Source organism: Pseudacidovorax sp. DMC4, assembly GCF_056314265.1.
On the sequence record NZ_JBQUYR010000016.1, the window covers coordinates 90587 to 104163 of the forward strand.

13 protein-coding genes are annotated in these 13577 nt (G+C 68.2%); all 13 read left to right on the forward strand.

Annotated features, from left to right (window positions below):
* The first annotated feature begins 342 nt into the window (after positions 1-342).
* The 13 genes from ACT54X_RS24765 to ACT54X_RS24825 are packed head-to-tail and all read left to right on the forward strand — an operon-like array spanning position 343 to position 13574.
* Positions 343-1137 carry a prepilin-type N-terminal cleavage/methylation domain-containing protein gene (locus ACT54X_RS24765; protein WP_476349193.1) on the forward strand — a complete coding sequence of 265 codons (795 nt, stop codon included), beginning with the start codon at positions 343-345 and terminating at the stop codon, positions 1135-1137.
* A 36-nt stretch (positions 1138-1173) separates the two neighbouring features.
* Positions 1174-1674 carry a hypothetical protein gene (locus ACT54X_RS24770; protein ID WP_476349195.1) on the forward strand — a complete coding sequence of 167 codons (501 nt, stop codon included), beginning with the start codon at positions 1174-1176 and terminating at the stop codon, positions 1672-1674.
* A gap of 8 nt (positions 1675-1682) precedes the next feature.
* Positions 1683-3092: a hypothetical protein gene (locus tag ACT54X_RS24775; protein ID WP_476349197.1), complete on the forward strand. Its 1410-nt coding sequence runs from the start codon at positions 1683-1685 to the stop codon at positions 3090-3092.
* Positions 3089-3652 carry a hypothetical protein gene (locus tag ACT54X_RS24780; RefSeq protein WP_354319798.1) on the forward strand — a complete coding sequence of 188 codons (564 nt, stop codon included), beginning with the start codon at positions 3089-3091 and terminating at the stop codon, positions 3650-3652. Before ACT54X_RS24775 ends, ACT54X_RS24780 begins: the two co-directional genes overlap by 4 nt.
* Positions 3649-4305 (forward strand): hypothetical protein, encoded by a 657-nt coding sequence (locus tag ACT54X_RS24785; RefSeq protein ID WP_476349199.1) that lies wholly within the window; start codon positions 3649-3651, stop codon positions 4303-4305. The genes ACT54X_RS24780 and ACT54X_RS24785 overlap by 4 nt, the downstream gene beginning before the upstream one ends.
* Complete coding sequence (locus ACT54X_RS24790) at positions 4302-4967, forward strand: hypothetical protein (protein WP_476349201.1); 666 nt, start codon at positions 4302-4304, stop codon at positions 4965-4967. Before ACT54X_RS24785 ends, ACT54X_RS24790 begins: the two co-directional genes overlap by 4 nt.
* Positions 4964-6610, forward strand: coding sequence for a pilus (MSHA type) biogenesis protein MshL (locus ACT54X_RS24795; protein WP_476349203.1), 1647 nt, complete (start codon positions 4964-4966; stop codon positions 6608-6610). The genes ACT54X_RS24790 and ACT54X_RS24795 overlap by 4 nt, the downstream gene beginning before the upstream one ends.
* Positions 6607-7236, forward strand: a complete 630-nt coding sequence (locus ACT54X_RS24800; protein WP_476349205.1) for a tetratricopeptide repeat protein — start codon at positions 6607-6609, stop codon at positions 7234-7236. The genes ACT54X_RS24795 and ACT54X_RS24800 overlap by 4 nt, the downstream gene beginning before the upstream one ends.
* A gap of 15 nt (positions 7237-7251) precedes the next feature.
* On the forward strand, positions 7252-8916 hold the full coding sequence (locus ACT54X_RS24805) for a GspE/PulE family protein (RefSeq protein WP_476349207.1): 1665 nt from the start codon (positions 7252-7254) through the stop codon (positions 8914-8916).
* The gene (locus ACT54X_RS24810; protein WP_476349209.1) at positions 8913-10166 is read left to right on the forward strand and encodes a type II secretion system F family protein; all 1254 of its coding nucleotides are present in this window, start codon (positions 8913-8915) and stop codon (positions 10164-10166) included. The genes ACT54X_RS24805 and ACT54X_RS24810 overlap by 4 nt, the downstream gene beginning before the upstream one ends.
* Positions 10163-11365, forward strand: a complete 1203-nt coding sequence (locus ACT54X_RS24815; protein ID WP_476349211.1) for a hypothetical protein — start codon at positions 10163-10165, stop codon at positions 11363-11365. The genes ACT54X_RS24810 and ACT54X_RS24815 overlap by 4 nt, the downstream gene beginning before the upstream one ends.
* Positions 11362-12450, forward strand: a complete 1089-nt coding sequence (locus ACT54X_RS24820; RefSeq protein ID WP_476349213.1) for a type II secretion system protein — start codon at positions 11362-11364, stop codon at positions 12448-12450. The genes ACT54X_RS24815 and ACT54X_RS24820 overlap by 4 nt, the downstream gene beginning before the upstream one ends.
* The gene (locus ACT54X_RS24825) at positions 12447-13574 is read left to right on the forward strand and encodes a type II secretion system protein (RefSeq protein ID WP_476349215.1); all 1128 of its coding nucleotides are present in this window, start codon (positions 12447-12449) and stop codon (positions 13572-13574) included. Before ACT54X_RS24820 ends, ACT54X_RS24825 begins: the two co-directional genes overlap by 4 nt.
* The last annotated feature ends 3 nt before the right edge of the window (positions 13575-13577 follow it).

The following is a 13577-nucleotide window of genomic DNA, read 5'->3' on the forward strand; positions in this document are numbered from 1 at the left end:
GAAGGCCATGCATCGCCTTTTCGGCCCCTTCGGGGGCTGTTTTTTTGGGCAAATCGAATTCCAGATGAATTGCGGAAATTGGAGTTTCTCGTCCCCGATTTTGAATTCTCCGGGCAATGAGTCAGGTACGGAAAATGAAAAAACACAGGATGTACATCAGATGAAAATGGTGCCTGCAAGACTCAGGTATTACTCTATTCTTGCGTGAACTTATTCACAGAACTTTTTTAGTACACGGCGATAGACTTCGCCCCGCTTCGTGAACCGCATGGCGCGGTCGCGCGGAGGAGGCGGGCTGGCAGCGATTGCCACTTGCATGTCTAAAAATCTCAGGGACCAGCAATGAAATCCAGAAATTCCAACCTCGCCCTGCGGCGAGCCCAGCAGGGCTTTACGCTGGTGGAAATGGCCGTGGTGCTCATCGTGATCGGCGTGATCATTTCGGCCGTCATGATCGGGCGGGACGTCCAGCGCAATGCCGAATACGTGCGCGTGCGCCAGACCTTCATCAATCAATGGGCCGAGGCGTACAACGCGTACCGGCAGCGCTACGGCATTCCCATCGGCGACGACGCGGCTAAGCCTCGGCAAATGGTCAATGGCCGCGCCTTTGCCGGCAATGGCAATCAGCTTTCTGGCGGTGACATGTCCACAGTGACGGCGCCCAAGGCGGTATGCAGCAATGGCGCGGGCCCCAACATGGCGCGCACTGCTGACAGCGATCTGGACCTGATCACCCTGATGCGCGAAGCAGGCATTGAACTGCCCCCCGGCCGCGGGGCCGGCCTGGAGGATCGTTACGTTTATCAGGACAGCAATGGCAATCCGCAGGAAATCCAGGTCTGCTTCCAGTGGAACCCTCCCGGCACCGCCTCGGGCTCGGGCAACGTGATGGTGATCACGGGCCTCACGCCTGACTTGGCCCGCTCTCTCTCCACCGGCATCAAAGGCTCGGTGGACGCCAACAGCGGGACCTTCCGTCAGGAAGGAATCTCGCGAGGCGTGATGGCGAACGGCCAGCCCACCGGCACGCTCGACTGGACCGTGAACAACACCTTCGCCATCAACGGCGCCGAAGCGCAGACGCGGGAAGACCAGGTCGCGACCCTGGTCGCCAATTACAAGATGAACCAGTAAACCGGACGCGCCCTGTCTTTTTGCTCGCGAATAAAAATGGCATCGAAATTTCGTGCGCTCGGGACGGGGCGCCCGCCGATCAATTCGGCTCTTCCAATGCGGTTGGCAGGCAGTGCCTGCATTGCATTGTTCATATCGACCGGTCTGCTCTGGCATGCGGTCGATTCGTGGAATTCGGCAAGAAGCAACCTGCAGATTCAGCAGGGCCGCCTCAAGCAGGCGCAGACCCGGGATCGCGCTTCTCTGCAGAAAGTGGAAATGGCTGATTACGCCAAGAATTTCATGGAACAGGCCCGTGAAAAGCGCCTGACGGCGGGCCAATGGGTCGGCCGCGGGGTGGAAATCCGCGAGGCGCGGGCCAAGCGAAAGGCTGCGGTGGAATTCCTCTACCAGGCCCAGTCCTACCGCGGGCAGATCTTCAGTGCCGAGGAATTCGATGTGGCGGCGACCGATGCGGGCGCCGGCTTGTTCGGCGACGTGCCGCAGGACTTCCAGGTGCTGCTCAAGGGCCGCGCCATGTTCAGGGTGTCGCAATGAGCGCGGCGATGCGACTGGCGTGCCTGTTGGGCACCCGCTGCGAGGTCCACCGGCCGGACGGCGTGGTGAACCTGCCGGGCGAGTTCGACGCCGAGGAAGACACCCTGCTCATCGTGGACGCCGACGAGGCCATCACGCAGATCGTGCGCTTGGCAGGCGACCCCAAGCATGCGCCGGCCCTGGCGGCGCGCCATGTCCGCCAGCAGGGGCTGATGGAGGGCGAGGCCTCGGTCGTAGCGCATGCCTCGTTCCGGCGCGGCGGCGAATACGAGCTGCTGTTCACGGCCTATCCCGCAGCGCGGTGGAAGGCACTGCAGGCCTGGGCTTCGGCGCAGCCGCATGCGGTGGCGGTGGTGCCGGTCATGTCGTTGCTCTGGCATTCGCTGACGCCGGGCACGGGGCTCATCTATCGCAGCGGCAGCCGCTTCACCTTCGTGGCCAATCTGGGCGGCGCGCCGGTGCTTTTCGCGACCCAGGCGTTCAGCGAAGAGGTGTCCGACCTGAGTGCCACGGCGGGCATCCTGGCGGACGGCATCCTGGCCCAACTCGGGCAGTCGTCCGCGGGCGCAGGCGGCATTGCAGCCCTGAGCCGCATCGATTGGGTCAGCCGGCTGGCGTCGGGGCAGGTGGCGGCAGAGGTGGACAAGGAGGTCATCGCACGCGTGGAGGCGCAGTTGCAGGCGAAGGTCAGCCTGCAGGCGCATCAGGCGCTTCGCGGAACGTCGGCGGGTTCGATGTCGGGCCTGGGCTATCTGGCCCAGGCCTACCGGCCGGCCCTGGCCGTGTGCTCTTCCGGCACCCGGGCGGCGCTGCTGGCGCGGCATCACATGCGGGCGGCGGCCTGGGTGTCGATGGCCGCCGCGGTGTTGGCTTCGGTCGGCGTGGCCGGCTTCTGGGCGTCGACCCTGTCGCTGCGTTCCACCGCAAGTCAGACGGCAGACGAAGCCGCCCGGATCGAGGCCCTCGTCCAGCAGCGCGCAGCGTCCGAGGCGATGCCGCCTCTCTTCGACGAGACGCGGGCGCTGGTGGAGCGGCTGGGCAGCTTTGCCGGCTCGCCCGACCTCACGCAGATCCTCGGTGCGCTGCGGGCCGCCGGCGGCTCCGGCGTGCGCGTGCTGCGGGTGTACACGGTGGCGGACAAGTCCGCGGGCGGCCGTGCGACCCCGGCCGGCGGCGCAGGCGCCGCGCCCGCTTCGGTGACCGCGCCCCGCATCCAGATCGATGCCACGGTCGACGCCACGGCGCAGCGCAGCGAGGCCGAGTCGCTGTCGGACTTCGTGGCGCTGCTGCGCAAGCAGGGCTTCGTGGTGGCAGAGGTGGAGGGGCAGACCCGGGGCGCCCTGTCGAACGGTCGCACCGTGTTCTCTTACCAATTGAAGTCGATGCGCAACGAGGCGCAAGGTCGGGTGCCGCGATGAAGGCCAAATGGATTCCCCTGGCGTACGCCGTGCTGATGGCAGCGGGCGTGGCTGCGGCGGTGGGTGTGGGCTTGTCGTCCATGGCGGGCATGCGCGCCATGGGGGCGTCGGGCAAGAGCCTGCCTTCCAAGCCCGCCGCGCGCAACGGCGCGGGCGCGGGTGCGACGGGCGTGGCCGTGCTCACGCCCGAAGTGCGACAGGAGCTTCTGCGCACGCTCAAGGAGGTGGCGGCCTTCGACGCCATCGAGCCGGTGAGCATGAGCAGTTATCCGATCAGCCCGCTGTCTTCGGCCGATCGCGCCGATGACAACCCGGCGCCGCCGCCTGCGTCCGATCACAAGGTGAGCGGCGTGGTGATGTCCGTCAAGGGACGGGGCACCGCCCTGATCGATGACCGTGTGCAACAGGAGGGCGATGTGCTGCCCGACGGAAGCCGGGTGCAGAGCATCCGCCCCGGCAAGGTCGTGCTGGTGGGGCCTTCGGGTGTGGTGAGCCGCTATGCGGTCACCCAGGGCTTCACGCCCTCCAAGCCTGCCCAACCCGGAAAGGAACAACCATGAAGCGCGCCACCCTGTGGCTGATGGTGGCCGTGCTGGCCGTCGCCGCGGCCATTGCCGCATTGTTCACGCGCGGGAATGAGGGGGCCGATCGCAAGGCGGCCGCCGCGCCCGATGCCTCGTTGCCCGCTGTTGCCGCGCCGCCTGTGGTCTCGGCTCCTGTTGCCGCAGCGCCCGCGGCGCCGCCGGTGCCGGCACCCTGGGAGCGTCCCGCTGGCACCGACGCCGGTCCGGCGACCGCGCGTGCGGCTGGCACGGCATCGGCGTCCACCGACAAGGAGGCGGCGGCCCGCGACGAGCGGATGCGTGCCCTCGAAAAGGTCTCGGCCCGGCTGCAGGCCCTGCGGGCGAGCAACCGTGCCGATCCGGCCGAGGTGGACAAGGCCCTCGGCGACCTTGAGCGCATCCAGGGCTCCAGCGTGGTGGGCGGCGTGGACCTGTCCGTGGTGCGCGCCAGCCTGCGTGCGGCCACGCGGATGCAGGAGCTCCAGAAGGAGATCGAGCAGCTGCGTCCGGCCACGGGCGAGCCCACCGAGGCCAACAAGGCCAAGCTGGCGGAGAAGTACAAGGAGATGCAGGCGGTCATCGCGCAGATGCAGGCCAGCACGGGCGCGGTGCAGGCCACGCGCCCACCCTTCACCAAGGACGCGCCATGAGGCCGGCACTGGACGTGCGGCGCGCTCGCCCTGGCGCGGGCTTCTCGTTGCTGGAGTGCGCCATCGTGCTGGCGGTGGCCTCGACGATGACGGTGGCCGGCTTTCATTGGGTGTCCACGGCGCACATGAGCGGCGCATCCATCGCCGCCCAGGCGACCGCGGATGCGGCGCGCGAGGCGCTGTACTCCTTCGCGCGGACCAACCACCGGTTGCCCTGCCCGGACTTCACCGGCAACGGCCTCGAGGGTGACTGCGCCGATGCGGGCAGCCGGGTCGGCTGGCTGCCGGTCGTCACGCTGAACATGAGTGATCGCAACCTGAGCACCGACCTGCTCAAGCGACCGCGCTACGCGGTCTATCGCGCGCCGGGCGCAGACCTGGTGAAGCCCACCAGCGCGTTGGACGTGTCGCCGGGGGAGCGGTTGTCCTTCTCCCTGATGGCGGCGGCCTCGGCGGCTTCCGATATGGGGCAGCCCCGGGTGGTGCGTAGCGCGGACGACTGCGGATCTGCGCCGGGCAATGCGGCTTTCGTGGTGCAGGTGCCGGTCGATCCGGGCACCTGGACACCGGTCCAGACGGCCTCGGCCTCGTGCTTCCTTTCTTCCAGACCTACAGCAAGCGAAATGGCAGCCCAGCTGCTCGCGGAGGTAACTCGCTCATGATCGATTCGAAACGTCGCCCCGTGCGGCAACTGGCCGCCGGGTGTGCGGTGTCTGTGTTGCTGGCCGGCTGCGTGGCACCACGGGCCGCATTCAACGGCAAGGAAGAGGCGCCCGGCACCGACCGCGCCATGATGGCGTCGGCCGCCGAGCAACTGCCCCAGGTGGCGGCCGATGTGGTGCCACCGTCCGAGGCGATGCGTTCGGGACTGGAGCGCGTGCAGACGGTGCAGCCCCAGTTGCCGCTGGCGATCGCGGCCGAGCGCGATCCGCTGGAAGAGCGGATCGTGAGCTTCGACATGTACGAGGCCAAGGCCGACCAGTTCCTGTGGGCCATCGCCAAGGACATGGGTTTCAACCTGATCGTGGAGCCCAAGATCCTCAAGTCGGACAACCGGGCCAGCCTGTTCCTGAACAAGGTCTCGGCGCGCGAGGCGCTCACCGCCGTGACGCAGCTCTTCGACCTGAGCGCGACGCGCTCGGGCAACACCATCAGCGTGTCGTCGCTGGAGCAGAAGGTATTTCCGGTCGATCTGCTGGCCAGCAACGTCAAGCTCAACGCCGACTCGGGCGGCGATGTGCTGGGCGGCGCCAGCGGTGACAAGGGCGTGCAGGGCTCGGTCAAGCTGGCGGGTGAGATCGGCCAGAAGACCGACGCCTTCGATTCGGTGCTCAAGGCGGTCGAGACCATCGTGAAGGACCCGGAGGGCGCCAAGTCCGACGACGACTCGCTCAAGCCGGTGCTCACGCTCGACCGGCGCAGCCAGACGCTGTTCGTGCGGGCCAAGCCATCGCGTGTGCGGCAGGTGGCCGACTTCCTGGCCCAGGTGCGCGCCGTGCGCGGGCGCCAGCTGCAGATCGACATGCAGATCATCGACGTGGCGTTGAGCGAGACGCACAAGCTGGGCATCGACTGGAGCGTGCTGAGCAACCGCGTCGTGGCGGCCGGCGGCAGCACCACGGGCACGCTGTCGCAGATGACGTCCACGCTTGCATCGGGCAGTTCGCTGCCCACACGCTCGCTGGTGATTCCCGAGCAGACGGTGGGGTCCACGTCCGGCGGCGCAGGGGTGGCGCTTTCCTCGGGGCGGGTGTCTGCGGTGGTGAACGCGCTGCGTACCTTCGGCAACGTCAAGCTCGTGTCCAACCCCACCTTGCGCGCCCGCAGCGGCGAGCCCGCCTTCGTGAGCGTGGGCACGACCTACCGCTACGTCTCCAAGATCACGGCGACGACGACGGTCGTACAGGGCGTGAGCCAGACCAGCTACAGCACCGAGACGAACTCGCTGTTCTCGGGCCTCATGGTCGGGCTGACGCCGGCCATCCGGGAGGACGGCTCCATCGAGCTGTTCGTGCATCCGCTGCAGTCGATCGTGCGCTCGGGGTCGCTGAACCTGGTGGCGCTGGGCGGGGGCAATTCGGTGACGCTGCCCGTCGTCGATTCCAAGAGCGTGGCGACCACGCTGTCGGTGCGCAGCGGCGACCTGGTGGTGCTGGGCGGCCTGGCGGACCAGTCGTCCAACGTCAACAACACGGGCGTGCCCGGCCTGAGCGATGTGCCGGCCCTGGGCCAGGCCCTCGACACCAATTCCAACGGACAGACCAGCCGCGAGCTGGTGATCCTTCTGAAGGCGAACCTGCTATGAAACCGAACCACCGCCGCATTCCCCTTGGGGCGCTGGGCCGCCTCGGGTCTTTGGGCGCTGCCGGCATGCTCGCCGGGCTCGCCCTGGCCGCGGAGCCCCCGGCGATGCCGGCCGCGCCGGCGCCCGTCGAGGCCAAGGCCCTGCCGACACCGGCAAAGCTCCCTGCCGCCGCGCCGGCGCGCAAGGGCGCGCCGGACAAGGCCACGCGCGAGAAGGAGGCCATTGCCGCGCGTGAGGCCGAGACCTCGCGCCTGCTCGACACCTTCGCCGCTGCGCAGCGCAAGGGCGACATCGAGGCGGCCGCGCAGGCGGTCGCCCGGCTGCAGCCGCTGCTGCCGACCGACAGCGTGGCCCTCTCGCGGCGTGCCGCGTGGGTGGAGCAGATGCGCGGCAATCGCGAGGCGGCGCGCCGCCTGCTCGGACAGGTCATCGCCAAGCTGCCGGACGACCTGAACGCGAACATGAACCTGGCGCTGGTGGATGCACACGATGGTCGTACCCGGGAGGCCATCACGCGGCTGCGCAAGCTCAAGCTGGTCTATCCGGAAGCCATCGAGCTCGATGCACTGCTGGCCGAGCTGGAAGGCCGTTCGCTGGTGGTGACGCGGTCGGCGCCGGGTGGTTGAGACGCGAGCCTGCCCATGGAGTATTCCGTCGAGCGCCTGAGCGCGCTCATGGCCCGGCAACTGCAGGAGCGCGACATCCTCTCGCGGGCGGAGGCCGACTATGCGCTGCAGAAGCAGCGCGTGGAGGCCAAGCCGCTGTGGCGGGTGCTGGTGGACACCGGCCTGGTGCGCGAGCGCGTGGTGTGCGAGCTGCTGAGCGAACTGTTCGACATCGACTTCGTCGACCTCGACCGGGTCGAGCGACCGGGGGAGGAACTGCTTGCGCTGTTCAACCGCGAGCTGTGCCAGAAGGGCGAGTTCCTGCCGCTGCGGCGCGAGAGTGACCATCTGTTGGTGGTGCTGGGTGACGCCAATCCGATCGAGGTGGGCCAGCTGGTGCTGCGGCGCTGTGGCCTGCGCAGCCGCTTCGTGCTCGGCGAGTTCTCGCGGGTGCGCACGCTCATCCGGCACAGCTTCTTCTTTGCGCAGAACCCGGTGTCGGACCTGATCAACGCCGAGATCCGCAACCTCATGGCCGACCAGGACGGCACCCGCAGCCCGGCGGCCTTCGTGCAGCATCTGCTGCATCTGGCGGTGCAGGAGCGGGCGACCGACATCCACATCGCGCCCACGGCGTCGAGCATCCATGTGCTGCTGCGGGTGGATGGCGTGCTGCACCCGGCCTTCGCGCTGCCGCTGGAGCTGACGCGCATCGGCAGCTACATCAAGCTGATCGCCGAGATCGACATCTCGGAGAAGCGCAAGCCGCAGGACGGCAGCTTTCGCACGCGCATCCTGGACGTGCCGTATTCCGTGCGCCTGTCGACCATCGTCACCGACGTCGGCGAGCGCATGGTGATGCGGCTGCTGCCCGAAAGCCACGACCTCAAGGGCCTGCGCGAGATGGGCTACTACGAAGAGGATGCGCTGCTGCTGGAGGAAGGCCTTGGCCGGCCCGCCGGCCTGGTGGTCATCACCGGCCCCACCGGCTCCGGCAAGAGCAGCACGCTGCATGCGGCGCTGCGGATGCAGAACCTGATCGAGCGCAACGTGCTGACGGTGGAAGACCCGGTGGAATACCGCGTGCCCGGCGCCGGCCAGACCGAGGTCAACCGCAAGGCGGGCTATGACTTCCAGTCGGCGCTGCGGCACTTCCTGCGCCACGACCCGGACGTGATCCTGGTGGGTGAAATGCGCGACTCCGAGACGGTGGTGGCAGCGCTCGATGCCGCGACCACGGGCCACCTGGTGCTGTCGACCCTGCACGTGACTTCGGTCTTCGGGGCGGTGCCGCGCCTGGCACTGCTCGGCGGGCAGGCGCCCATCGTGGCCGAAAACCTGCTGCTGGTGGTGAACCAGCGCCTCGTGCGCCGCAACTGCTCGGCCTGTGCCGAGCCGGTGGAACTGGGCGAGCGGGAATGCCGTTGGCTCGGCAAGCCCGCAGGCTTCAAGGGCATACGAGGCCGGGGCTGCCCACGGTGCCGTGGTACCGGCTTTCATGGCCGGGTGCCGGTGTACGAGATCCTGTCGATCAACGACGAGCTGGCCGACCTGATCGCCAGCGATGCGCGCCGGGCCGAGCTGCGCAAGGCGGCCGAGCGCAACGGCTTCCGCGACATCGAGTTCTGTGCCAGGCGCCGCGTTGCCGACGGCATGACGACGAGCGACGAGATCGTGCGATCCCTGGGAGTTGGACCTTGACCTGGTATTTCTATCGCGTGGTGGACGCGGCTGGCGCCGTGCGCTCGGGCACGCGCGCCTTCGAGCTGGGCGACCCGCAGTCGGTGCGCGAGGCCCTGGAGCAGGAGTACGAAGACGGCGCCGTCCTGTCGGTGCGGCAGATCCCGGCCGTGCTGGTGCAGTCGGTGCGCTCGGCCGGCAGCCTGTTCGGCAAGAAGCTCAAGGACCAGGACCTGGTGGTTCTGCTTCGCGACCTCGCCGTGCTGGCCAAGGCGGGCGTGCCGATCATCGATGCCGTGCGCACGCTCGCCGAAGACGCCGAATCCGTCGGGCCCGCCTGCGCGGCCGTGGCGTCTCGGATGCTCGCCGACCTGCGTGCCGGCGCCACGCTGGGCGAGGCCTTCGACCGCCAGCCCAGCGTATTTCCGGAGCCGGTGCGCAACCTGATCCGCCTGGGCGATGCGACCGGCGCGATGGACCGCATGCTGCACGAGGCCGCCGATCACGTCGAGCGTCTGACGGCGCTGAAGGCCGACTCCAAGCAGGCGCTGATCTACCCGGCCTTCGTGTTCACAGCCATCTTCGGCGCGGCGGGCTTCTGGCTCTATTACGTGGTGCCCAACCTGGCGTCGCTGTTCAAGCAGTTCAGCATCAAGCTGCCGGCGCTCACGGTGGCGGTGATCGGTACTTCCGAATGGGTGTCGTCCAACGGCCTGCTGGTGTTGATGGGACTGGTGGCGGCGGTGGCGCTGGTGATGTTTGCCTGGTACACGAGCCAAAAGTTCCGCCTGCAGGTCTACCGGGCGCTGCATGTGCTGCCGGTGGCCAAGCGGCTGATGTCGGCCGCCGGCATGGCCTTCTTCGCCGAGTACTTCTCGCTGCTGCTGAGGGCGGGGGTGGACATCGTGCGCAGCCTGACCGTGCTGGAGAACATCACGGGCGACCTGTACTACCGCGAAAAGCTCACGCTCGTGCGTATGTACGTGGAGCGTGGCGAGCGAGTGTCTGCCGCCATGCGGCGGGTGGGCGGGTTTCCGCCGCTGATGCTGCGGGTGATCGCGGTGGGCGAGGACTCGGGCACGCTGGACGACCAACTGCAGTACCTGGCCGGCGAATACCGCACGCGCCTGGGCCGCGTGGTGGCCACGCTCTCGGAGATCCTCAAGCCGGTGGTGATCTTCATCGCGGGCGGACTGATGGCGGTGTTCGTGGTGGCGCTGGTGCTGCCGGTGTATGACCTGATCGGGCAGGCGATGGCGGTGCGGCGATGAACCGGGTGCTTCTTTCAGGGCCCCGCGTGGGCGCGCGCCGCCGGCCGACGGCAGGCCGGTGGCGACAGTCGGGCTTTTCGCTGCTGGCGGCCGCGGCGCTGGCGGCGCTGCTGGGCCTGCTGGCCTTCGTGGTGTACAGCCGATGGCAGGTGAACCAACTGGCCGCGGATCGGCTTGCGCAGGACCAGTTGCTCGACAAGGCCGATGCGGTCACCCGCGGCTTTGCAGCGCTGCGGGGCCGGCTGCCTTGCCCGGCCGCCACCTATGGCGGCCCGGAGCAGTGCGACGGGACCTTGGCCAAGGGCTGGTTCCCGGCCGAAGCGGCCACGCTGTTCGCCCCCACCGATGTGGCCGAGCGGCTCAAGGGGCTGCGCTACTACGCCGATGCCCGGCTGACGAATGTCAGGGACGTGTTTCCCCCCGACCCGCATGACGCCGCAATCGTCAATGGCCATGATTTCTGCCGGACGCTGGTCCTGATCGATCCCGGTCTTGGCGGCGTGGACGGCGGCCTGCCGGGATCGGCGGGTGAGCGAACGCCGGTCTATGGATTTGCCGCTCCGGGGCCGGCGGGTTTCACGGGCAATAACCTGAATGCCGCATCGCGACTCGAGGACGAAGACCGCGAGCAGAACGCCATCTACCGCGAACGCGTGCGCGCGGGCAGCGCCCGCTCGCTCGCCATGGCGAGCAACTGCGGGGCCATCATCGCCTCGCTGAACATGCTCACCATCGCGGCGCAATGGAACAGCGCCATGCCCGATGCACGCACGGTCGCCAGCTTCGACTACAACCGCTACACGATCTGGCCGATGGCCAATGCATTGGCCATGAGCCAGATCATGGCGGTGGATGAGGTGGCGTCCTTCGCGACCGAGACGGCGGCGCTGATCGGCGGCCTTGCGGCGTCGGAAGCGAAGGATGACTCCGCGTGCGCTGCAAGCTTCGGACTCTACTGGCCGGCGTGCGCCGCTGGCATCGTCCAGGGCATTCAGCTGGGCCTGGTCGCCATTCAAAGTGTCACGCTGGCGCTGGACGTCCTGGCGCTGGAGGCACGCGTGGTGGGCGCCATCATCGAGCTGACCAAGAACGGCAGCATCCATCGGGACTACGACACGCTGGACATCTGGAAGGGGCAGAACGACGTGCTCTTGAAGGTGGACCAACTCGGTCCCCTGATCTGGGAGGAAGGACCATGATGTCCACGCGTGGAGCCCGCGCCCCGGGCCGCTGCCGTTCAGGCCTGCGAAGCCATGTTCAGGGCCTGAGCCTGATCGAGATGGTGGTCGTGCTCATGATCACCGGCGTGGTGGTCGTGGTGGCGGGCCGGCTGATCGCGCTCAGCACCGCCACCGTCAACGCGGACAAGGAGAACATGGGGCTGCGCAGCGCCTACGGCGCACTCGTCGGTTTTGCCGGTGCCAATGCCCGGCTGCCGGCCTCGGACAACGGTTGGCTGCCCGGCGTGCTCACCGGCAATGCGCGGGGCAACCGGCTGCGCTACCACGTGGCATCCGTCGTGACGAAGGCGCCCACCGTGGTGTTCAGCCCTTCGGCCAACTATCCGATCAATTCGCCCGGGCTCAACTTCTGCCTGTCGCTGACGCGGCTATCTGCGGGCGACCTGATTGCCGCGGGCCAGGGTGGCACCACAGTGCCGGTCCTCGCGCTGATGGAATATTCCTCGTCTGGTCCTACGGCAACTGCACCGACGGATGTAGCGCTGCCGGGGTCGGCGGCGGCCCTGCAGCGGACGGCGCAGGGTCGCTTCGTCCGGGCGATTTCGGCGCAGGAGCTGTTCTCGGCCCTGGGTTGCGGCGACAGGCTGTCGCGCGTCGCCGCTGCGGCCAAGTACGTGGACGTCGCCACCGATCTGCTGAACCTGGCCAGGCTCAATACCCAACATTGGCGCAATGCGATCACGGCGGGCAACGCGCGGCAGGCCCGCGTCCTCTACTCCGGGGGCCGGCTCAACCAGTGGTGGGAGCTGCTGGTCTTCGATGCGGCCAATCTCACGGCCATGCACGTGGGCAAGCTGCCCTGGTCGGCCGTGAACGTGGTGACCTTTCCCTTCGTCCTGGGTGCCTATGCGTCCACGATCGCACAGGTGCTGCTGCAGGGCGACCTGGTCCGCGAGGAGGTGAAGCGATGGACCAACACCGATCTGCCCGCCCTGAATACATCCCTGGATGCGGCGCAGGCGCAGGAGGCCAACTTCGCGGCCGTGCTCGCCGATGCGCAGCGCGAACTGGCGCGGCTGGCCGCATTGGGGCTGGTGCAATGAGTCGCGGCGCTTCCCGCCGGGGCCAGTCCGGCATCTCGATCCTGGAAGTGGTCATCGCCCTTCTTGTCCTGGGTCTTCTGACGGTGGCCGCCTGGAAGCTGCAGAGCGGCGTGGTGGTGGAAGCCCGGCAGGACGCCGATGGCGAACTCGTCACGCGCGCCGATCAGGCGTTGCGGACCTTCATCGCACGCAACTCCCGCCTGCCGTGCCCGGCCGCCGACAACACCGGCGTGGAGCGCTGCGTCACCGGCATGGCGGCCAGCCCGGGCTTCGTGCCCTGGGTCACCATCGGTTTGCCGGACGCCGGTGCCGGCAGCCTCCGCTACGCGATCGACACGGATGCCCTGGCCCAGTCGCCGCCGGGGCTGGGCGTGCTCAGCCTGGATGTGGCCAATGGAACGAGCGTGGTGGGGTTCAGCCAGGATTCGACCGACCGCACCATCCATTGGTGCAACCTGGTCGGCAAGCGCATGAAGGCCGCCCCGACGGGCCGCGTCCCCCGCGCGTACCAGGTGTTCAGCGCGGGGGTGGACCCGCAGGCCAGCGCGACCAGCCGTCCCATGGACGCCGCCGGCGCACAGATCACCCGCACGCTGCCGGAGCTGTGGAACGAGCTCAATTGCGGCGCCCTGGTCGCGGGGGCCGCACGGGCCTACATCAATGCCGCGCTTGCCGCCCGAATGATGGCGCTGGCGGCGCAGGAGCAGCTCAAGCTCTCGACCATGAACCTGGACACGTCCCACTCGAACTACAACTACGACCTGATCGATCTCATCGCCGAGGCGGCACGACAGCCCTCCAAGGTGGCCAATGCGCTGATGAACTGCGCGAATGCGGCCAGCCTGGCTGCCGACGCGATTGCCTTGACAGCCACACCCCCGCAGTGGGCCGCGTTGCCGGTTTCCGGCCCGCTGTGCGTTTCCTCGGTGGCCGATCTGGCCGTGCACATCGCCTCCCTCATCCAGAAGATCCAGGACCTGGGAAACGCCGGCAAGGAACTGGGCGACGCTGCGCAGTTGGACCAGACGGCACGCAACGACGAGGCCACGCAGGCCGCCGCACTGGCCGATGCCATCGCCGCCCGCGCGCGGGCCGCCATTGCCGAGGGGATGGACCTCGAATGACCG